Origin of the sequence: Allokutzneria oryzae (genome assembly GCF_042429765.1) — a bacterium.
Classification (GTDB): Bacteria; Actinomycetota; Actinomycetes; order Mycobacteriales; family Pseudonocardiaceae; genus Allokutzneria; species Allokutzneria oryzae.
The window spans coordinates 427,742-446,275 of the sequence record NZ_JBHLZU010000027.1 but is presented as its reverse complement, the minus strand read 5'-3'; the positions used below and the strand labels follow the sequence as shown (position 1 = coordinate 446,275).

The following is an 18,534-nucleotide window of genomic DNA, read 5'->3' as shown; positions in this document are numbered from 1 at the left end:
CCTGATCAGTCGGCACCTGCGCAGTCGGCCGTTGTGCTCGCGGACATCAGCGAGATGCTGCGCGAGGTGCTCGGCGAGTACGGCATGGACGACGCGGTGATCGAGATGAGCACCAAGTTCCACGACGACCTGGAGCTGGAGAGCATCGACCTGGTCGCGTTGTCCGGCCAGCTGGAGCAGCACTACGGCGGCCGGGTCAACTTCGCCGAGTTCATCGCCGACCTGGAGCTGGACGAGATCATCGAGCTCACCGTCGGACGGCTCGTCGACTACGTGGTCGCCTGCCTCGGCGCGAACACCCCGGTCGGGGGGAACTGACCCATGGCGATGATCGACGCGAACGGCATCCGGCTGCACGTGCAGCGCATGCCCGCCAAGAACACCGAAGGCCCGCTCGCGGGTGCGAGCATCGGCAGAGCCGCCGGCCGCGCGCCGACCGTGGTGTTCATCCACGGCCTCGGCACCGACAGCCTGGCGAGCTTCTACTTCACCCTCGCCGCCCCGGTCTCGGCCGCGGGCATGGAGGTGCTCGCCTTCGACCTGCGCGGGCACGGCCGCAGCTCCAGACCGGAGACCGGCTACCGGGTCAGCGACTTCGTCGGCGACCTGCACGCGATGCTCGACGAGATGGACGTGCGCGGCCCGGTGCACCTGGTGGGCAACAGCTTCGGCGGCACCGTGGCGTTCAGCTACGCCGTCGCGCACCCCGAGCGGGTGGCCAGCATCGTGATGATCGAGTCCGAGCCCGCGACCCCGGCGTGGTCGGAGAAGCTCGGCGGGCTGCTCGGCCGCGCGGCGGAGCAGCTGCGCTACGAGGAGGCCTTCGCCTGGATCACCGAGAACCAGGGCGCGCACACCTCGCGGCTGGCCAAGGCGGCCAGCAACGCGTTGTGCAACACCAGCATGGCCGTGGACATCCCCTCCGGTCCGGTGCACTCCGCCGAGGAGATCTCCTCGGTCACCTGCCCGGTGCTGGCGATCTTCGGCAGCGAGTCCGACCTCGCGGTGCAGGCGCAGCTGATGGAGGACCGCCTGGAGCGCTGCCGTTCCGTGGTCGTCGGCGGGCACGAGCACTCGGTGCTGGTCGAGGCGCCCAAGACCGTCCGCGACCTGTTACTGCCCTGGGTCGCCGAGCACGAGCAGGGTCGTGTCCTGGAGGGCACCCCCGCGTGACGTCGTCTCCGGCCACTGTTGTCTCGGAGGATTGTGCTAGATGAGCCGTTTCCTGTTCGTCGTGCCACCGCTGGTCGGCCACACCAACCCGACGGTCGGTGTGGCCGCACGGCTCGTCGAACGCGGCCACGAGGTGGCGTGGGCGGGACTTGAGGAGTTCCTCCGCCACCTCGTCGGCCCGCAGGCCACGGTGTTCCACTGCGATGGCCCCACTCTAGGGCCGGAGGGCGCGCACCGCCCGCCGGAGATGCGGGGGCCCGCCGCGCTGAAGTTCCTCTGGGAGAACTTCCTCGCTCCCCTGGCCCGCGGCATGGTTCCCGGTGTGCGCGCGGCCTGCGAGCGGTTCCGCCCGGACGTGCTCGTGGTCGACCAGCAGGCCGTGGCAGGCGGCATCGTCGCGAACTCGCTCGGCCTGCCGTGGGCGACCTCCGCGACCACCTCGGCGGAGTTCACCGACCCCCTCGCGGGCATGCCGAAGGTCGAGGAGTGGCTGCGGGATGTGTTGCGCGGCTTGCAGAAGGAGTTCGGTGACCCGCTGGAGCAGGTGGACCTGCGCTTCTCACCGCACCTCACCCTGGCGTTCACCACTCGCGCCCTGATCGGCGAGACCGGCCACGAGCACGTGCGCTTCGTCGGCCCGTCCATCGCGCCCCGGCCGGAGTCCGAGGACTTCCCCTACTCCACTTTGGACGATGCACGGGCCAAGGTGCTGCTGACGCTCGGGACCGCCAACACCGACGCCGGTGAACGGTTCCTGCGCGAGGCCGTCACGGCGCTGACCAGCCGCGCCGACCGGATCCAGGCGGTCATCGCCGACCCGGCGGGCGTGCTGACCGAACACCCCGGGGCCGGCGCGGTCGTCGCCCCCCGGATTCCCGTGCTGCGACTGCTCGACCGGCTCGACGCGGTGATCTGCCACGCCGGGCACAACACGGTCTGCGAGACGCTCTCGCACGGCCTCCCCCTGGTGGTCGCGCCGATCCGCGACGACCAGCCGATCGTCGCCCAGCAGGTCGTCGACTGCGGCGCGGGTGTCCGGTTGCGCTTCAACCGGGCCAACGCGGAGCAGATCGGCAAGGCCGTCGACACCGTTCTGTCCGAAGTGGACTACCGAGCGGCGGCCCAACGGGTGCAGGAATCCTTCCGCGCGGCCGGTGGGGCGGCGAGCGCGGCGAAGCACCTTGAGCTCCTGGCGCAGGACGCCACCGCCACCGCACTCGCGGGCACAGGAGGGACCAAACCGTGACCGCAGGAAAGTCTTCGCGCCGCCGTACCGGCAAGTGGGTACGGCGCGCAGTACAGGCCGGGCTCGTCGCGGGGCTCGTGCTCGACACCGCGCAGCTGCGCCGCAGGCTGGCGGGCCTGCGCACCCTGCCGGACCGCCCGGAACCCGGCCAGGACCGCTTCCGCGTCCTTGAGGCCGAGGACGTCAGGGTGGACCGGGCGACCCTGGCCGCGGCCCGCGCGCACGCCCAGGCCGAGGGACTGTCCACTTTGGACCTGGTCCCGCGCGACCTCCCGGTCGCCCAGGCTCTGGACCTGCTGCGCGCTGTCGACCCGGCCACCTACCGCACCGACCGCCAGGCCCCCGGCCGCGGTGCCCTGCACGCGACGCTCGCCGACGACGGCGTGCTGCGCGCGGCGGGCATCCCCACGGACCGGGGCAACCCGAGCGCTCCGGAGCTCGCCGAGGCCATCGCGCAGCTGAAGCTGCACGCGCCGGGCGGCACGGACCTCGTCGTGGCGCCGAGGCTCACCAGCGCGCCGGACGTGGCGGCCAAGGACCCCGAGGTGCTGGCGTCGATGCACGGCGACAACACCATGGGCGCGCTGCTGCCGCAGATCGCCTGGCTGGCGGCGCTCGCCGCGAGCAGCCTGTTCAATCCGGCGTGGGCGATCGCGGCGGTGGGCGCCTGGTCCGCGCAACCGCTGGTCGTCTTCTACGGCAGCAAGAACATGCGCCCGGCCGACCTGCTGTCCTACAGCGCGACGCGCGCGGCGAAAGAGCCCAAGCGCCTGTTCGCCGCGCTCGCCGCGGCCCAGTCCCGCACCGTCGAGCGCGTGGACCCGGTCGAGGAGCGCCGCGCGGGCTACCAGGCGGAGCTCGCCAAGGGCATCGAGCGCTTCTTCGGCCCGCGCCGCACCGACTGCCCGTGGTGCGCGTCGACCCGCCTCGAAGTCCGGCTGCGCACGCGCGACCTGTTCCAGCGCAAGCCCGGCAAGTTCGTGCTGGACCGCTGCCGCGACTGCGGCCACATCTTCCAGAACCCGCAGCTCACCCCGGCGGGCCTGGACTTCTACTACCGCGACTTCTACGACGGCATGGGCGAGAAGAAGCTCGACTCGCTGTTCAAGGCGCGCGGGGTGATGTACCGCCCGCGCGCGGAGTCGCTGAAGCGGTTCGCGCAGCCGGAGTCCTGGCTCGACGTGGGCACCGGCCACGGCCACTTCTGCAACGCGGCCCGCGAGGTGTGGCCGCAGACCACCTTCGACGGCCTGGACATCACCGACGGCATCAAGCTGGCCGAGCACCGCGGCTGGATCGACCGCGGCTACCGCGGCAGCTTCGTGGACCTGGCGCCGACGATGGCAGCCGCCTACGACGTGGTCAGCATGTTCCACTACCTGGAGCACAGCACGAACCCGAGGCTGGAGCTGGAAGCGGCGCAGACCGCGCTGCGGCCAGGCGGCCACCTGGTGATCGAGGTGCCGGACCCGGAGGCCCGCTGGGCGCACCTGCTCGGCAAGTGGTGGGTGCCGTGGCTCCAGCCGCAGCACCTGCACTTCGTCTCGATCGGCAACCTGCGCCGCCAGCTGGAGAAGATGGGCTTCACGGTGGTCCTCGAGCAGCGCGCCGAGGCCCACGAGCCCATCGACCTGCTGTCGGCGGCATGGACCCGGCTGAGCAACTTCGCGGCCGGCGGCGAGGACCTCCCGTGGTACCGCGCCAAGCCGGAACCCGCCCGCAAGGCGATCCGCGCGGCCACACTGGCGGCGGGCTCCCCCGTCCTCCTCGCGGCCACCCTCGCCGACGGAGCCCTCCGTCCGGTCGCCGAACGCCTCGGCCTCACCAACGCCTACCGCCTCATCGCACGCAAGGCCTGACACCCCGGACGTGACCCACAAGATCGGGTAATCGGGTCACCGCTGGTGAATGCCGATATCTCCGGGTATGCGCAGTCGGAGATGGTTCAAGGCGGGGCGGCTCCTTCCCCTGGTGGCGCTGCTGGTGACGGTGCTCGACGCGCTCGCGAAGCGGCGCAGGCTGGCCGCGCTGCCGGTGCTCCCGGTGGTGCCGCGGCAGCGGACGGCACGGTCCGAAGTGGACGGCTCAGTGGCGCCGATGCGGCTGGTGCGCGCCGAGGGCGTCGAGGTGGACCAGGTCACCGAGAGCGGCGCGCGTGCACTTGCCGAGCGCGAGGGGCTCTCGGTGGTGAACCTGGTTCCCCGGGACCTGCCGACGGCGCAGGCGCTCGACCTGTTGCACGACATCGACCCGCGCACGTACCGCCAGGACCGGCAGGCGAAGGGGCACGGCGGCGGGCACGCGGTGCTCGCCGAGGAGCGCCTGCTCGGTGCGGTCGGCCTCGCGCGGCGGGGCGTGCCCAGCGCGGTGGAGCTGGCGCGGGCGGAGAAGGAGCTCAAGCCGCACGCGGCCGCTCGGACGCAGGTGGTTCTCGCGCCCAGGTTGTGGTCATCGCCCTCGGTGCTCGCGCAGGACGCCGAGGTGTTGCGGGTGCGGCACGGCATGCAGCTCAACCCCGACCTCGCCACCGCGCTGACCATTCCCGGGCTGATCGTCGCAAGTGGACTGTTCAGCCCCGGCCTCGCGTTCGCCGCACTGGCCGCGTGGTCGGCGCACCCGGTGATGGTGTTCGCGGGCAACAAGAACCTCAAGCCAGCCGACCTGTGGGCCTACAGCCTCCAGCGGCTCGTCCGCGAGCCGAGGCGGCTGGTGGCCGCGCTGCGCGCCGACGCCGCGCACAAGGCCAACGGTGTCGATCCCGTCGAGCAGCGCCGCGCCCAGTACCGGGCCGACCTGGAAGGCGGGCTGGAGAGGTTCTTCGAACGCGAGCGGACCGACTGCCCGTGGTGCGGCGGAGGCGAGCTGAAGGTGCGGCTGCGCTCCGGGGACCTGAACCAGGGCAAGCCCGGCGAGTTCCGGGTGGACGAGTGCCTCGCGTGCGGCCACGTCTTCACCAACCCGCAGCCGACCGCCGAGGGGCTGGGCTTCTACTACCGCGACGCCTACGACGGCCTGAACGAGGACATGATCCAGGGCATCTTCGCCACCCGGCGCGGGTACTTCCAGCCGCAGGCGGAGACGGTGCGGCCCTACGTCACCCCGAGGACGTGGCTGGACGTGGGCACCGGGCACGGGCACTTCTGCAACGCCGCGAAGGAGATCTGGCCGCAGACCAGCTTCCACGGTCTGGACATGAGCGAGGGCGTCCCGATCGCCGAGCGCCGGGGGTGGATCGACCGGGGCTACCGGGGCATGTTCGTCGACCTCGCGCCGAGCATGCCGGACCGCTACGACGTGGTCAGCATGTTCCACTACCTGGAACACGCCAAGGACCCGCACCAGGAGCTGGAGGCGGCGACGAAGGTGCTGCGCCCCGGCGGGTACCTGCTGATCGACGTGCCCGATCCCGCCTGCCGCTGGGCCGGGCTGCTCGGCAAGTGGTGGTCGATCTGGCTCCAGCCGCAGCACCTGCACTTCTTCCCCGTGGAGAACCTGCGGAAGCGGCTGACCGAGCTGGGCTACACCGTGGTGCTCGAACAGCACGCCGAGGCGCACCAGCCCGCTGACCTGCTCACCTCGGCGTGGATGGCGGTCAGGGCGGTGGCCCCCGAGCGGGACGTGCCGTGGCGACCCGAACCGCCGTCGACGCTGCGACGGGTGGCACGGGGGGTGACCTTCGCCGCGGGCACGCCGCTGATGGCAGCCGGAGCGCTCGTGGACACCGCGCTGAGCGGCGTCGCGGAGAAGTACGGCCTGTGCAACTCCTACCGGCTGCTGGCCAGGAAAGACTGAGCGTCCTTTCCCCCGCCCCCGGCGCGACCGGGGGCGGGGAGCACCGCGTCTAGGGTGTGGATCACCGACACCGGCTCAGCAGGGAGGTGATCGTGGGCGACACCCGCCAGCGGCTCGTCGACGGCACGATCGAGACGATCCGCGCTCAGGGCATCGCCGCGGTCTCGGCCCGCGCCATCGCGGCCACCGCCGGGGTCAACCAGGCCCTGGTCTTCTACCACTTCGGCAGTGTCGACGACCTGCTCGCGCAGGCGTGCCAGGTGACGACCGAGTGCCAGGTGGCGCTCTTCCGCGAGCGCTTCGCCGAGGTGGACTCCTTCGCCGGGCTGCTGGCACTGGGCAGGCAGCTGCACGAGGAGGAGAGCGCGCAGGGCAACGTCACGGTGCTCGCGCAGATGCTCGCAGGGGCCCAGCGCGACGCGAAGCTGGCCGCCGCGACCGGGAGCGCCGTCCGGCTGTGGGTCACCGAGATCGAGCACACCCTGCGCCGCCTGCTCGCGGGCTCACCGCTGGCCGACGTGCTCGACCCCGCGGACCTGGCGCCGACCGTGGCCGCCGCGTTCGTCGGGATGGAGCTGTTCGAGCCCGTGGACCCGGAGGCGACCGGGTCGGCCCTCGCCGCGCTCGACCAGCTCGCGAAGATCGTCGAGGCGCTCGACGAGCTCGGTCCCCTCGCGCGCCGCCTGGTGCGCGCGAAGCTGCGCAACACCACCAAGAAGGAGCGCGCATGAGCGACGTCACCGCCTTCGGCCGGTCCGGCTGGTCCTGGCTCAACCCGCCCGCCGAGTGGTCCACAGTGGACGGACTTGAGGTGACGACGAAGGACGACAGCGACTTCTGGCGCACCACGCACTACGACTTCGTCCGCGACACCGGGCACGCGCTGCTGCGACCGGTGACCGGGGACTTCGCGCTGCGGCTGGCCTTCACCGGCGCCTACGCCGAGCAGTACGACCAGGCGGGCGCGCTGCTGCGGGTCGACGAGCGGACCTGGATCAAGACCGGGATCGAGTTCGTCGACGGCGAGCACTTCCTCAGCGCCGTGGTGACCAGGGACTTCTCCGACTGGTCGGTGGTGCCGATCCCCGGGCTGGACGGCCCGGTGTCCCTGGTGGTGGACCGCACCGGCGACACGGTGACCATCCGCTACGGCGTCGGCGAGGCGGCGCCGGAGACGATGCTGCGGCTGGCCTACCTGCCGCCGGGCGGCGAGGTGCTGGTCGGGCCGATGTGCGCCTCCCCGCAGGGCAGGGGCTTCCCGACCCGGTTCCACCACTTCGAGGTCACCACCCGACCTGCTGGATAGTCCGGCCCCTTCCCGGGTACCCGATGTCCTCTGTGGATCGGGGAGGTGCGCGATGGCCATCGGCACGGCGGCGGAGACCGCACGCGCGACGACCGTCCATGACGTGCTCGTCACCTCCTCGTTGCGGCGCCTGGTCATCATGAGCGCGCTCGGCATCCTGTTCCTGGTCACCGGTCACGAACCCTTCGGAGCCGCCGCCGCGCACGTCGCCGCACTCGGGCTGGCGATCAGCATGGTCATCCGCCCGCCGCGCGCGGACCGGCTGCGGGCGCGGCGGGAGCGCAAGCCGTGGCGGGTGGTCGTGCCCAGGTGGATCTGTTCCGGCCGCGACCGCCAGACGCACGCCCCGATCCTGCGCTACCACCGGCACGAGCGAGGTTGACCTCCGCGGCCCGGGGTAACCGACAGCGTCAGGGAAGGGAGCTGACGATGTCGAAGACTGCGAACGCGGAGCCGACGACAGGCGAACTGGTCGCGCAGTTGTCCGAGCAGGTGTCCCGCCTGGTCAAGGACGAGATGAGGCTCGCCCAGGCGGAGTTGAAGGAGAAGGGTAAACGGGCGGGAATCGGTGCCGGCGCCTTGGGGGCCAGCGGTGTTCTCGCCTTGTACGGGCTCGCCGCACTGATAGCCGGGCTCGTGTTGTTGCTGGCGCTTGGCCTGGCTCCCTGGCTGTCGGCGGTCATCGTCGGCGCGGGCTTGCTGCTCATTGCGGGAGTTCTCGCCCTGATCGGCAAGAGGCAGGTCGCCAAGGCTGTCCCCCCAGTGCCGGAACACGCGATGGCCAACGTCCGCGAGGACATCGCCACGCTGAAGGAGGGCGCGGCACGATGACCACCAAGAAGATCAACGACGCCGCGGAAACCAAGCAGGACAAGGACAACCTCGACGCTGACGAACTACGCGACGACATCCTGCACACTCGCGCGAAGCTGGCGGGCACAGTGGATGCCTTGTCCTACAAGCTCGACGTGAAGAACCGCGCGAGGGAGAAGGTACAGCTCGCTGTCGGGCAGGTCGTCGAATGGGCACGCACCCTCAACGGCAGACGCGCGGCCGCGATAGCGGCAGGAGTGGTCGCGGGCGTGCTGGCGCTGTGGTTGATGAGACGGAAGAAATGACCAAAGAAGAGCAGGGCCCCGCCATGTGCGGGGCCCTGCTCTTCTTTGCTAGGCAACAGCTGCTTCCAGCTCTCGGAGAGCCTTCTCCACGGCCGCCACGACCACCGGGTGCCCGAGCGGCAACGGAGCCCCGGCCTCGTTGCGGACGTCCTCGCTGTCCGCGACGACGCGCACCGGAACCGGAAGCTGGTCGAGCGACCGCCCATCGGTCATCGGATCCACCAGCAGCACGGAGCGCACGACGTCGGAGTGCAGCGCGGAGACGTGGAGCGCTGCCTCCGCCGCGCTTCCGTTCGCGAGCACGTACACGCGCTCGGCGTCCTGCGGCACGAAGGCGAAGGCATCACCGCGCTGCTCAAGGAAAACCGGCATCCGCACCCAACCGACGCGGGCGCGGTCGAGCAGCGGCTCCCAGGTCGGCGGCAGATCCCCGCGCTTGGCCTCACCCTCGGCGTCGAGCACGAGCAGCGCGGGTTCCCCGCACCTGCCCTCGAACACCACGGGCGGCCCCTGCGCGCGCGGGGAGCGCCGACGCGACAACTTCATGTGCGCCTCCTCCGACTCGACCACAGCTCCTCGCCGGATACCCGTTGACGGCGCGGTTATCCCTGCTCTGCGACCCAGGCGGCCACGACATCCGCCAGCACCGACAGCGGCAGCGACCCGCCACCGAGCACCAGGTCGTGGAACCCGCGGATGTCGAAGCGGTCGCCGAGCTCGCGTTCGGCCTCGGCGCGCAACCGCTGGATCTCCAGGCGCCCCACCATGTACGCCAGCGCCTGCCCCGGGTAGGAGATGTAGCGGTCGGTCTCGGAGGAGATCTCCACCAACGGCATCGGGGTGTTCTCGACCAGGTAGTCCACCGTCTGCTGACGACTCCACCCGAGCGCGTGCAAGCCGGTGTCGACCACCAGCCGCGCCGCCCGCATCGAGTCCATCGACAGCATGCCGAGCCGGGCGACGTCGTCGGAGTACAGCCCCATCTCCTCGGCGAGCCGCTCCGTGTAGAGGCCCCACCCCTCCGCGAAGGCGGTCACCACGCTGACCCGGCGCAGCATCGGCAGGTCGGTCAGCTGCTGGGAGACGGTCAGCTGGAAGTGGTGGCCCGGCACCGCCTCGTGGTAGGCCAGCGCCTCGCACGCGAACCGGAACCGCTCGGTCGCCTCGTAGGTGTTGAGGAAGTAGGTGCCCGGCCGCGAGCCGTCCAGCGACGGCCACATGTAGTAGGCGGCGGGAGCGGCGGGCGCCTCGGCGGCGGGCACCGCCAGCACCTGGCACGGCGTCTCCGGCAGGTGGCCGAACCACTGGGGTGCCGCGGCCTCCGCCTTCGCCACCGCGGCCTCGGCGGCGGCGATCATCTCCTCGCCGTCCCGCCACCGCAGCGCGGGATCGGTGCGCATCCGCCCGAAGATCTCCGCGAGGTCGGTGGTCCCCCACAGCCGCGAGCCGATCTCCTTGTACTCCTCGGCCAGCTCGGCGATCAGGTCCAGGCCGATGCGGTGCAGCTCGCGCGGCTCGTGGTCGGTGGTGGTGTGGACCCTGGCGAGCTTGGCGTAGCGGCTCTCGCCGTCGGGCAGCCAGCACAGGCCGGGCCGGTCCTCGGGGCGGCCGTGCGGGAGCACCTGCTCGGCCAGCAACCGGCGGTACTCGGCGTACGCGGGCCGGACCTGCTCGGTGAGCACCCGGTCGAGCTCGGGCAGGAACTCCTCGTCGCTGACCGGGCGGCGCAGCACGTCGCCCTCCGGGTCGGCGAGGTAGCGGTCGAGGTAGTCGATCGCGCCCCGGGTCAGGTGCGCGACCGGCAGCAGCCCGTCGGCGACGGCCAGGAGGTTGCGCTGCCCGAGCTCGTCGAGCACGCGCGGGATCTCCGCGAGCCGGGCCAGGTAGGCCCTGGTCTGCTCCGGCGTCTGGCAGACCACCATCGGCAGCGTGTTCAGCAGGTCCGCGTACGGCGCGACGAAGTCGTCGGTGACGGTGAAGTCGTCGGTGCGGACGTCGATCTGGTCCAGCGCCGACTCCGCGCTCTGCACGATGACCGCCCTGGTCACCGCGTCCTCGGCGCCGAGCTCGTCGGCGGGCAGCGCCCTGGCCCTCGCGGCGATGTCGGTGTAGCGGGCGGCGAACCGCTCGCGCACCTCGTCGGTGTGGCCGCCGAGCAGGTGGTCCCGCTCCCGGAGACCGGTGACCGTCGCGAAGACCGGGTTGTGGTCGCACATCACCTCGAACAGCTCGTCGGCGAGCTGGGCGACAGCGGACATCCGCACCCCCAAAGATTTGTTGTTCTGTCGGCATCCTACGGGCCTCGGCGCCGCGGCGGCAGGGTGCGGAGCGCACCCCGGCGACCGGGCACCTCGGGCACTGCCTACGCTGTTCGGGTCCCACCCGCGTCTGCACCTGGGGAGCCATGCCGTTCCTGGCCACGTCACCGCCCGAGGCCAACGGTGACCCGAGCCCCTCGGTCACCGAGCGCACGATCGCGCTCCCGAGATGGCTCCGGGTGCTCACCCCGGTCGTCCTGGTGCTCTGCCTCGCGGCGCACGCGGTCACGGTCCTCATCTGGACCGGCCACCAGATCATGATCGATGTGCTGGTCTACAGCGCGGGCGGCGACCTGGTGCTCGACGGGCGCCCGCTCTACGCGGGACCGGTGCTCAACGCGTTGGAGTTCACCTACACCCCGTTCGCGGCGCTGATCTTCACCCCGCTCGCGCTGTTCTCCGGCGGCGTGCTGAAGATCCTCTCGACGCTGGCCAACCTGGCACTGCTGGTCGCCGCGATCTGGATCTCGCTGCGCCGCCTGGGCTACCGCGCCAACCGCGACCTCGTGCTGCTCACCGCGCTGCTGACCGGCCCGCTGTTCTGGCTGGAGGCGGTGCGCACGACCTTCTGGCTCGGCCAGATCAACCTGCTGCTGCTGGTGATCCTGCTGTGGGACCTGACGAGCAGGGCGAGCAACCGCTGGAAGGGCGTCGGGGTCGGCATCGCAGCGGGCATCAAGCTGACCCCGGCGATCTTCATCGTCTACCTGCTGGTCACCCGCAGGTTCCGGGCGGCGGGCGTGGCGACGGCGAGCTTCCTCGGCACGGTCGGCGTCGGCTTCCTGCTCATCCCCTCGGACGCGGTCAAGTACTGGACCGGCACCTTCTTCACCTCCGGCCGGGTCGGCCCGACCATCTGGCCGAGCAACCAGTCGGTGCGCGGCATGCTGGCCAGGTTCTTCGGCACCAACGAGCCGCCGACGATCCTGTGGCTGCTCATCGCCGGGGTGCTCGGCCTCGCCGGGCTCGCGGTCGCGGCGTGGGCCGCCCGCCTCGGCAACGAGCTGCTCGGCGTCACCATGTGCGGGCTGACCGGCACGATGGTCTCGCCGTTCTCCTGGTGCCACCACTGGGTCTGGTTCGTGCCGCTGCTGGTGTTCCTGCTGCACGCCGCCCTGACCCGGCGCTCGCGCACGGCGGTCGCGCTGATCGCGGCGGTGTACCTGCTCGGCTTCGCGTGGCTGGTGAAGGTGCACACACCCACGCCGCCGTACACCCCGCCGCCGGACAGCGGCCTGTTCCTCTGGAACGCCCCGGAGTGGCTGGAGCCGCTGAGCCGCAACGTGTACCTGCTGGCATTCGTGCTCGCACTGGGCTATGCGGCCCAGTACCTGCGTCGCGTGCCGACACAGAATTTGTGATCTCCGTCACAACTTTGTGATCGCGCCACCACTTTTGCCGTGAGACACTGCTGACTTGTGTGATTTCCCCACAAGCAGCGCTTACTGCGCGTGATGTTCTCACCCACGCTTGGCCTAGTCATTGATTCTCTTCAGCGACAACAGGAGCACGAACCCGCACACATGCGCTACTCTGTGCGTATGAGTGTTGCGCTGGAGGATGTGCTGGCCCGTGCGGGGCTCCGCGTCACCGCCACCGAGTTCCTCTCGCTCGTCGAGGACGAGGCGCGCAAGCTGGCACCGCCGCATCCGGACCCCGCGGCCTACTTCTCCAGCGACCAGCGCGCGGCATTGGCCGAGGTGGGGGCCGATCTGAGCCCCCGAGCCGATGACGAACCCGACCCCAGGGCCAAGGCGGTCGCGGCCCAGGCCGTGCTGCGCGACTCCGCCCTGTCCGTGGCCGACGCGGCGCGCTGCCTGGACGTCGACACCAGCCGCGTCCGGCACCGGGTGAGCGCGGGCCGGTTGACGGGATGGAAGGATCGGGGTGGCTGGCGCCTGCCGGCATGGCAGTTCACCGACACCGGCGTGCTGCCGGGACTGGAGGTCGTCCTGACCTCGATCCCGGCCGACCAGCCGCCGCTGGTGGTGGCCGCCTTCATGACGACGCTCCAGGAGGACCTGATGCTCGGCGACCGCCCCGCAACGCCTCGGGACTGGCTGCTCGCCGGCGGGGACCCGCACCGGGTCGCCCAGCTCGCCTCGGTTCTGGGGACCCCGGCCTGACGTCACCTCATGTGAGGCGTCCCAGGACCGAGACGACAGGACACGAATGGCACGGCTCCCCCAGCCGCCCTCCGCAGCCGCCCTGCAGGCCCTGCTGCGCCGCACCGAAGACGTGGTGGCGGTGCACCGGGCCACTCGCCTGGTAAGGATCTTCGCCGCCGGTGGTACCCACCCCCAGCGCTGGAACTCCTTCCGTTACGCGGGGCCGCTGCCGCACGCGCGGTTCGACCCACACCCGCCCGCCGTCGGCGGCGTCTACCAGGAGACGCACGAGAACGGCGTCCTCTACTTCGGCCTGTCCGTGCGGACCAGCGTGGCCGAGGTCTTCCAGGCCACCTCCACGGTGGACCGCCGCACCCGCAGTCCGCACCTGGTGGTCATGCGGCCCCGGCGCACCCTGCGCCTGCTCGACCTGGCCGGGCTCTGGCCGACCAGAGCGGGCGCGTCGCAGGCGATGAGCAGCGGCCCGAAGAACCGCACCCAGGCGTGGGCCAGGGTGATCCGGGCGGCGTACCCGGAGCTGGACGGGCTCTGGTACCGCTCGTCGATGGACTCCGGCAACCCCGCGATCTGCCTGTGGGACCCGCCGGGCGGCAGCGGCATGCCGACGACGCCCGACGTGCTGCTGCCCCTGGACCACCCCGGCCTCGACCTGCCGCTGGGCCGGATCTGCCAGGAGCTGAACTACACGCTGTTGGGGTGACCGACGCGCAGCCGCACGGAGTACCTGCGCTCCGGCAGCCGCGCGCCGTTGAGCTCGAAGTCCTTGCGCACGTCGTCGTCCTGCCAGCCCTGGGAGCGGTAGAAGTTGCGGGCGAGCACGTTCTCGTCGAGGACCCACAGCACGGCCTTGTCGAACCCGCTCTCGGCGAGATGGCGCAGTGCGGCGCGATGCACCACGCCGCCGGCGCCGGTGCCCCACAGGTCGGGATCGGCGTAGATCGCGTAGAGCTCACCAGTGGGTTCGGGGTAGTCCTCGTCATCATCGGGCCGGGCGGCGCCGACCCCCGCGTAGGCGCCGATCCTGCCGGTGTCGTCCACCGCGACGAAGACCGAGGACGGTGCGGGGGCGGAGATCCAGCGTTCCCAGCCGGGCACGCGCTGTTCGGGGTTCATCGAGTTGAGGAAGGCGTCGTCGACGATTCCGCGGTACGCCCTCCGCCAGGAGTTCACGTTGATACGGGCGATCTCGGCCGCATCCGCGACGGCCGCCTGACGCACTGTCCACATCATGGTGGGAAGGGTGCGCCAAGCGGCCGCAAACAGCGAGTCGATTTTTCCGCGGTCCCACCACTCGGTTGGAGCTACCCCAGGTGCCTGCCCCACCACTCCAGCACCGCGTCGAAGCGCTGCTTGCGATGCAGTGGCTGGCCGCTGCGGGTGAGCTCGTGGCCCTCACCCGGGAAGAGCAGGAACTCGGCATCGACACCGTTGCGACGCAACGCGACGAACTGCCGCTGGGCCTGTTCGATCGGGCAGCGCCAGTCCTCCTCCGAGTGCACGACCGCGAACGGGATCGTCACCTTGTCGGCGTGGTAGAGCGGGCTCTGCCGCCGCTGCGCCTCGGGATCGGCGCCGCAGTACGCCTCGGCGAAGTACCAGCCGATGTCGGAGGAGCCGGTGAACGAGTCCCACGCGTTGACAGCGCGCTCGCTCCACGCGCCCTTGAACCGCTCGCCGTGGTGCGCGGCCAGCCAGCTCGCCATGAAACCGCCGTAGGAGCCGCCCATCACCCCGACCCGGTCGGCATCGCAGTCGGCGCGCTCCAGCGCGGCGTCCAGCAGCGCCATCACGTCGTCGGCGTCCACGGTGCCCATGGCACCGATGATCGCGCGGCCGTGCTTCTCGCCGTATCCGGCGGAACCGCGGGGGTTGGGCAGCACGACGGCGTACCCGGCCGCGGCGTAGACCTGGGCCTCGTCGAAGAAACCCCAGCCGTAGTAACGGAAAGGCCCGCCGTGGACGTTGAGCAGCACCGGGTGCGGCCCTTCGCCCTCCGGCAGCACGAGCCACCCGTGCACCGGGTAGCCGTCGGGGGCGGTGCCGGTGATCTCCACCGTCTCGCGCAGTCCCGCCGCACGCAGGTCGGCGGCGAAGTCGGTGCGCACCACCGGATTCTCCGCCTCAAGGGTGACGACCTCCCCCGGACTGTCCACAGTGGATACAACGGCGGCGATGCGGTCACCGTCGGCTGCGAAGGCGTTGACCGAGCCGCGCTCGCCGAGCAGCGGCTTGAGCTCGTCCAGCGTCGCGGCCTCGGCCCCGTCCGGCACCAGCCGCAGCTCGTTCGCGCCCCGCACCCGCACCACGACGAGTACGCCGCCCGCGACCGGGATCGGGGCGCCGGAGCCGGACTCGCAGTCGACCGTCTCGGCGTCGGTGAGCCTGCGCCCGGTGGTGGGCTCGCCACCGATGCGCAGCGGCGCGCGGAACAGGCCGGTGTTGCGGGCGACCGCGTGGACGCCCTCGAAGTCGAAGCCGTAGTAGAGGACGTCACCGTCGGGCAGCACGACCGGCGACTCGACCGCGCCACAGCTGCGCACGACGAGCGCGAGCTCCCCGCTGCCGTCAGCCGGGATCGAGTACAGGTCGTTGTGCAGCGTGTCCCAGCTGTCCAGGTCCCGGTCGGCGACGACTAAGAGGTGCGTGCCGTCCTGGGTCCACGCGGGCGAGGCGACGTCGACGGTGCCGTCGGTGAGCTGAACCGGCTCGGCGTCGAAGTCCAGCGCGTCGACCACGAACAGCCTGGTCCTGCGGTCGCTGGTGAACCCGACGTTGTCGATGCGGTAACGGAAGCCGGTGATGCGCCGCGGCGCCTCCTGCGCGGCGCTGACGCCCGCCGCGCTGCCGTAGCGGCCCTCGTCGGGGACCTTCGCCACGAAGGCGATGCGCCGAGAGTCCGGAGCCCACACCGGCACGTCCGCGCCGAGCGGCAGCTCGGCGACCAGCCGGGCCTCACCACCCGTGGTCGGCATCACGTGCAGCTGCGGCTTGCCACCGGCTCCCGCGACGCGCAGGAAGGCCACCCAGGCGCCGTCCGGGGAGACGCGGGGCGCGGAGTCCCGCTCACCGAAGGTCAGCCGCTGGGGCGCCTCAGGGGTGTCGGTGAGGGGGATGCGCCACAGTGCCGCGCGATAGGTGTTGGCCGCGAGGTCCAGTCGCGACACGTCGGTCAGGAGCAGATCCCCGTGCAGGGCCAACGTTCCGGGAGTGTGCAGCAGCGCAAGGTCATCCGGTCGCATGAACTCGGACCGTACCGGACTATTAGCAAGGCGTACGAAAAAAATCCGCCATCGTTGTACACCTCTCTACAGCAGCAGCGTGGCCAGCGACTGGGCCGCATGGCGTACCACGGGGGCGAAGGACTCGATCTGCTCACGGGTCACCAGGAAGGCGACCGTGGACACGCTGACCCCGCCGACCGGGCGGCCCGAGGGGTCCAGCAACGGCGCGGCGACGCAGCGGATCGTGGGCTCGTTCTCCTCGTCGTCCACGGCGTAGCCACGCCGCCGGACCTCGGCGAGCTCGGTGTCGAGCCGGTCGCGCTCGGTGATCGTGGCGGGGGTCCGCGCGGTCAGCTCGCCATGGCCGAGGACCTCGTCGAGCTCCTCCTGTCCGAGGTGCGCCAGCACGCACTTGCCGATCGCCGTGCTGTGCAGCGGCAGCCACATGCCCACTCGGGAGGACATCCGGAACGGTTGATCAGCTTCGACCTTGTGGGTGTAGACCGCCCGGTCTCCCGCGCGCAGTGCCAGGTGCACCGTATGGCCGACTTGACGCTGCAACTCGGCGAGCACCTGTTCGACCCCGCGGTCGTCGTCCCCGGCGACCTGGGCAGCCATCGCGCGCAGCCGCGGCCCCGGTGCGTACCGCCCACCGCCGTGACTGTGCACGAAGCCGCGCTCGGCGAAGGTGCCGAGGATGCGGTGCGCGCTGGGCTTGGGCACCCCGGCCGTCGCGGCGATGACGGCGAGCCGGTGCGGACCGCCCGGGGCGGACACGGCCTCCAGCACGCTCAACGCCTTCTCCACGGCGTTCCCGGCGGACGACGAACGACCGTTGCCCCCGGTCTCCGCTGCCATGACCAACTCCTCGCCGCGCTGGTGTGCGACAGACAATTCAAGCAGCGAGGACTTCGTTCCACAACGTGGAACAATTCGGGCATATTCCCCCGGACTGTCCCCAGTCGGCCGATCAGGACGAGTCGGACAGCGGTCGATCACTGAAGTGGGATCAGCTGCCGCGGGGAGGTGCCGGATGACCCAGTTCACCGAGCGCGAGTTCGCCGCCGTGCTGCACGGTCCGCGCGATGTCCGGCTGGAGGAGGTGGACCGGCCACGCCCCGGTCCTGGCCAGGTCCTCGTCCAGATCGAGCGGGTCGGCCTGTGCGGCTCGGATCTGCACTACTACGTCGACGGGCACAACGGCCCCACCGTCCTGGACACTCCGACGGTGCTGGGCCACGAGGCCTCGGGCATCGTCGTGGGGGTCGGCGACGGCACTCCCCCGAAGCTGCTGGGCCGCCAGGTGGCGCTCGAACCGGCGACCTCGTGCGGGGTGTGCGTGATCTGCCGGGGCGGCCGCTCCAACCTCTGCCCGAGCGGCACCTGCCTCGGCTCGCCGCCGACCAACGGCGCCCTGCGCGAGCACGTGGTGATCGAGCACCGCCTCGCCCACCCCCTGCCAGAACGGCTCAACCCCGAGGAGGGCGTGCTGATCGAGCCGCTCGCGGTGGGGTGCTGGGCGGTGCACCGCGCGCGGGTGGCGACGGGACACCGGGTCCTGGTGACCGGGGCCGGCCCGATCGGCCTGCTCACCGCGAAAGCGGCGCTGGCCGCGGGCGCGGTCGAGGTGACCGTCGCCGACGTGCACCCGCACCGCCTGGAGCTGGCCCGCCGCCTGCACCCGGGCCCGGTGGTGGACCTGAGCACCGACGAGCTCCCGCGCACGGGCTTCGACCGCATGCTGGAGTGCTCCGGCGCCCCGTCCGCCCTGGAGGCCGTGGAGACCCTCAAGCCCGGCGGGGTGATCGCGCTCGTCGGCGTCCCGCAACGCCGGTCCGTGGCGCCGCTGGGGTACGTGCAGCGGTGGGAGGTCGACCTGGTCGGTTGCTTCCGCTACGGGCCCGCGGCCTTCCGCAGCGCGATCGGCTGGTCGGGCACCGGCCGGGTCCGGCTGTCCGGGCTGGTCACGGCGCGGTTCTCCCTGGCGCACACCGGAGAGGCGATCGAGACGGCACTCACCGACCGCACCCAGCTGAAGGTCGTCGTCCAGCCCAACGCCGCCTGAGCACGAGAAAGGGCCGGTGCGGACACCTCGTCCGCACCGGCCCTTTCCGCTCACCCGTGCACACGTGGACCAGCTGGCGTGGTCGGGTTTTCGCGTTTTGTCACCTAATTGCGCAAAAGAGCGCTCCCATTTCGCGTTAAGGCTACAAAACGCGAAATGAGGGGCA

19 protein-coding genes are annotated in these 18,534 nt (G+C 71.3%); 14 read left to right on the top strand and 5 right to left on the bottom strand.

The genetic code is table 11. The features are described from left to right. The first annotated feature begins 54 nt into the window (after positions 1-54). The 10 genes from ACFFQA_RS32455 (at position 55) to ACFFQA_RS32410 (ending at position 8,635) form a co-directional block, all read left to right on the top strand. Positions 55-318, top strand: a complete 264-nt coding sequence (locus tag ACFFQA_RS32455) for an acyl carrier protein (RefSeq protein ID WP_377860862.1) — start codon at positions 55-57, stop codon at positions 316-318. Positions 319-321: 3 nt separating this feature from the next. Continuing rightward, complete coding sequence (locus tag ACFFQA_RS32450; protein ID WP_377860587.1) at positions 322-1,173, top strand: alpha/beta fold hydrolase; 852 nt, start codon at positions 322-324, stop codon at positions 1,171-1,173. Positions 1,174-1,213: 40 nt separating this feature from the next. Next, positions 1,214-2,419 carry a glycosyltransferase gene (locus ACFFQA_RS32445; protein WP_377860585.1) on the top strand — a complete coding sequence of 402 codons (1,206 nt, stop codon included), beginning with the start codon at positions 1,214-1,216 and terminating at the stop codon, positions 2,417-2,419. Next, positions 2,416-4,278: a class I SAM-dependent methyltransferase gene (locus tag ACFFQA_RS32440; protein WP_377860583.1), complete on the top strand. Its 1,863-nt coding sequence runs from the start codon at positions 2,416-2,418 to the stop codon at positions 4,276-4,278. The genes ACFFQA_RS32445 and ACFFQA_RS32440 overlap by 4 nt, the downstream gene beginning before the upstream one ends. Positions 4,279-4,345: 67 nt before the next feature. Continuing rightward, positions 4,346-6,211 (top strand): class I SAM-dependent methyltransferase, encoded by a 1,866-nt coding sequence (locus ACFFQA_RS32435; RefSeq protein WP_377860581.1) that lies wholly within the window; start codon positions 4,346-4,348, stop codon positions 6,209-6,211. A 92-nt stretch (positions 6,212-6,303) separates the two neighbouring features. Further along, on the top strand, positions 6,304-6,942 hold the full coding sequence (locus ACFFQA_RS32430) for a TetR family transcriptional regulator (protein WP_377860579.1): 639 nt from the start codon (positions 6,304-6,306) through the stop codon (positions 6,940-6,942). Beyond that, on the top strand, positions 6,939-7,517 hold the full coding sequence (locus ACFFQA_RS32425) for a DUF1349 domain-containing protein (RefSeq protein WP_377860578.1): 579 nt from the start codon (positions 6,939-6,941) through the stop codon (positions 7,515-7,517). Before ACFFQA_RS32430 ends, ACFFQA_RS32425 begins: the two co-directional genes overlap by 4 nt. 52 nt (positions 7,518-7,569) lie before the next feature. Beyond that, positions 7,570-7,899: a hypothetical protein gene (locus ACFFQA_RS32420; protein WP_377860576.1), complete on the top strand. Its 330-nt coding sequence runs from the start codon at positions 7,570-7,572 to the stop codon at positions 7,897-7,899. Between the two features lie 47 nt (positions 7,900-7,946). After that, a complete protein-coding gene (locus ACFFQA_RS32415; protein ID WP_377860574.1) occupies positions 7,947-8,348 on the top strand; it encodes a phage holin family protein in 402 nt (133 codons plus the stop codon). Next, positions 8,345-8,635, top strand: coding sequence for a DUF3618 domain-containing protein (locus tag ACFFQA_RS32410; protein ID WP_377860572.1), 291 nt, complete (start codon positions 8,345-8,347; stop codon positions 8,633-8,635). The genes ACFFQA_RS32415 and ACFFQA_RS32410 overlap by 4 nt, the downstream gene beginning before the upstream one ends. 48 nt (positions 8,636-8,683) lie before the next feature. On the opposite strand, the gene ACFFQA_RS32405 is transcribed toward ACFFQA_RS32410, so the two are convergent. Together ACFFQA_RS32405 and ACFFQA_RS32400 are read right to left on the bottom strand one after the other, a co-directional pair. Beyond that, a complete protein-coding gene (locus tag ACFFQA_RS32405) occupies positions 8,684-9,181 on the bottom strand; it encodes a hypothetical protein (RefSeq protein ID WP_377860570.1) in 498 nt (165 codons plus the stop codon). 56 nt (positions 9,182-9,237) lie between these two features. Then, positions 9,238-10,893: a DUF885 domain-containing protein gene (locus tag ACFFQA_RS32400; RefSeq protein WP_377860568.1), complete on the bottom strand. Its 1,656-nt coding sequence runs from the start codon at positions 10,891-10,893 to the stop codon at positions 9,238-9,240. A 146-nt stretch (positions 10,894-11,039) separates the two neighbouring features. Here ACFFQA_RS32400 and ACFFQA_RS32395 point away from each other — a divergent pair, with 146 nt between their 5' ends. The 3 genes from ACFFQA_RS32395 to ACFFQA_RS32385 all read left to right on the top strand — a co-directional run bounded on the left by ACFFQA_RS32395 (position 11,040) and on the right by ACFFQA_RS32385 (position 13,782). After that, positions 11,040-12,314 carry a glycosyltransferase 87 family protein gene (locus ACFFQA_RS32395; protein ID WP_377860566.1) on the top strand — a complete coding sequence of 425 codons (1,275 nt, stop codon included), beginning with the start codon at positions 11,040-11,042 and terminating at the stop codon, positions 12,312-12,314. A 180-nt stretch (positions 12,315-12,494) separates the two neighbouring features. Then, positions 12,495-13,079 (top strand): DNA-binding protein, encoded by a 585-nt coding sequence (locus ACFFQA_RS32390; protein ID WP_377860564.1) that lies wholly within the window; start codon positions 12,495-12,497, stop codon positions 13,077-13,079. Positions 13,080-13,125: 46 nt separating this feature from the next. Continuing rightward, the gene (locus tag ACFFQA_RS32385; RefSeq protein ID WP_377860563.1) at positions 13,126-13,782 is read left to right on the top strand and encodes an RES family NAD+ phosphorylase; all 657 of its coding nucleotides are present in this window, start codon (positions 13,126-13,128) and stop codon (positions 13,780-13,782) included. Here the strand turns inward: ACFFQA_RS32385 and ACFFQA_RS32380 are convergent. From ACFFQA_RS32380 to ACFFQA_RS32370, 3 genes are all read right to left on the bottom strand, one after another. Continuing rightward, positions 13,764-14,312, bottom strand: coding sequence for a GNAT family N-acetyltransferase (locus ACFFQA_RS32380; protein WP_377860561.1), 549 nt, complete (start codon positions 14,310-14,312; stop codon positions 13,764-13,766). The two genes, ACFFQA_RS32385 and ACFFQA_RS32380, sit on opposite strands and share 19 nt — an antisense overlap. Positions 14,313-14,383: 71 nt before the next feature. Then, entirely contained in the window at positions 14,384-16,321 is a 1,938-nt protein-coding gene (locus ACFFQA_RS32375; RefSeq protein WP_377860559.1) for a S9 family peptidase, read from the bottom strand. Positions 16,322-16,387: 66 nt separating this feature from the next. Then, complete coding sequence (locus tag ACFFQA_RS32370) at positions 16,388-17,161, bottom strand: IclR family transcriptional regulator (RefSeq protein ID WP_377860557.1); 774 nt, start codon at positions 17,159-17,161, stop codon at positions 16,388-16,390. 175 nt (positions 17,162-17,336) lie between these two features. Between ACFFQA_RS32370 and ACFFQA_RS32365 the strand changes: the two genes are divergently transcribed. Further along, complete coding sequence (locus ACFFQA_RS32365; protein WP_377860555.1) at positions 17,337-18,368, top strand: alcohol dehydrogenase catalytic domain-containing protein; 1,032 nt, start codon at positions 17,337-17,339, stop codon at positions 18,366-18,368. Positions 18,369-18,534 lie beyond the last annotated feature (166 nt).

What these genes read in the sequence shown, in the direction of transcription:
- ACFFQA_RS32395 (WP_377860566.1), top strand. Translation starts at nt 11,040, where the DNA reads ATGCCGTTCCTGGCCACGTCACCGCCCGAGGCCAACGGTGACCCGAGC.
- ACFFQA_RS32405 (WP_377860570.1), bottom strand. Translation starts at nt 9,181, where the DNA reads ATGAAGTTGTCGCGTCGGCGCTCCCCGCGCGCGCAGGGGCCGCCCGTG.
- ACFFQA_RS32420 (WP_377860576.1), top strand. Translation starts at nt 7,570, where the DNA reads ATGGCCATCGGCACGGCGGCGGAGACCGCACGCGCGACGACCGTCCAT.
- ACFFQA_RS32435 (WP_377860581.1), top strand. Translation starts at nt 4,346, where the DNA reads ATGCGCAGTCGGAGATGGTTCAAGGCGGGGCGGCTCCTTCCCCTGGTG.
- ACFFQA_RS32380 (WP_377860561.1), bottom strand. Translation starts at nt 14,312, where the DNA reads ATGATGTGGACAGTGCGTCAGGCGGCCGTCGCGGATGCGGCCGAGATC.
- ACFFQA_RS32415 (WP_377860574.1), top strand. Translation starts at nt 7,947, where the DNA reads ATGTCGAAGACTGCGAACGCGGAGCCGACGACAGGCGAACTGGTCGCG.
- ACFFQA_RS32365 (WP_377860555.1), top strand. Translation starts at nt 17,337, where the DNA reads ATGACCCAGTTCACCGAGCGCGAGTTCGCCGCCGTGCTGCACGGTCCG.
- ACFFQA_RS32400 (WP_377860568.1), bottom strand. Translation starts at nt 10,893, where the DNA reads ATGTCCGCTGTCGCCCAGCTCGCCGACGAGCTGTTCGAGGTGATGTGC.
- ACFFQA_RS32410 (WP_377860572.1), top strand. Translation starts at nt 8,345, where the DNA reads ATGACCACCAAGAAGATCAACGACGCCGCGGAAACCAAGCAGGACAAG.
- ACFFQA_RS32375 (WP_377860559.1), bottom strand. Translation starts at nt 16,321, where the DNA reads ATGCGACCGGATGACCTTGCGCTGCTGCACACTCCCGGAACGTTGGCC.
- ACFFQA_RS32455 (WP_377860862.1), top strand. Translation starts at nt 55, where the DNA reads ATGCTGCGCGAGGTGCTCGGCGAGTACGGCATGGACGACGCGGTGATC.
- ACFFQA_RS32370 (WP_377860557.1), bottom strand. Translation starts at nt 17,161, where the DNA reads ATGGCAGCGGAGACCGGGGGCAACGGTCGTTCGTCGTCCGCCGGGAAC.
- ACFFQA_RS32445 (WP_377860585.1), top strand. Translation starts at nt 1,214, where the DNA reads ATGAGCCGTTTCCTGTTCGTCGTGCCACCGCTGGTCGGCCACACCAAC.
- ACFFQA_RS32450 (WP_377860587.1), top strand. Translation starts at nt 322, where the DNA reads ATGGCGATGATCGACGCGAACGGCATCCGGCTGCACGTGCAGCGCATG.
- ACFFQA_RS32425 (WP_377860578.1), top strand. Translation starts at nt 6,939, where the DNA reads ATGAGCGACGTCACCGCCTTCGGCCGGTCCGGCTGGTCCTGGCTCAAC.
- ACFFQA_RS32390 (WP_377860564.1), top strand. Translation starts at nt 12,495, where the DNA reads ATGAGTGTTGCGCTGGAGGATGTGCTGGCCCGTGCGGGGCTCCGCGTC.
- ACFFQA_RS32385 (WP_377860563.1), top strand. Translation starts at nt 13,126, where the DNA reads ATGGCACGGCTCCCCCAGCCGCCCTCCGCAGCCGCCCTGCAGGCCCTG.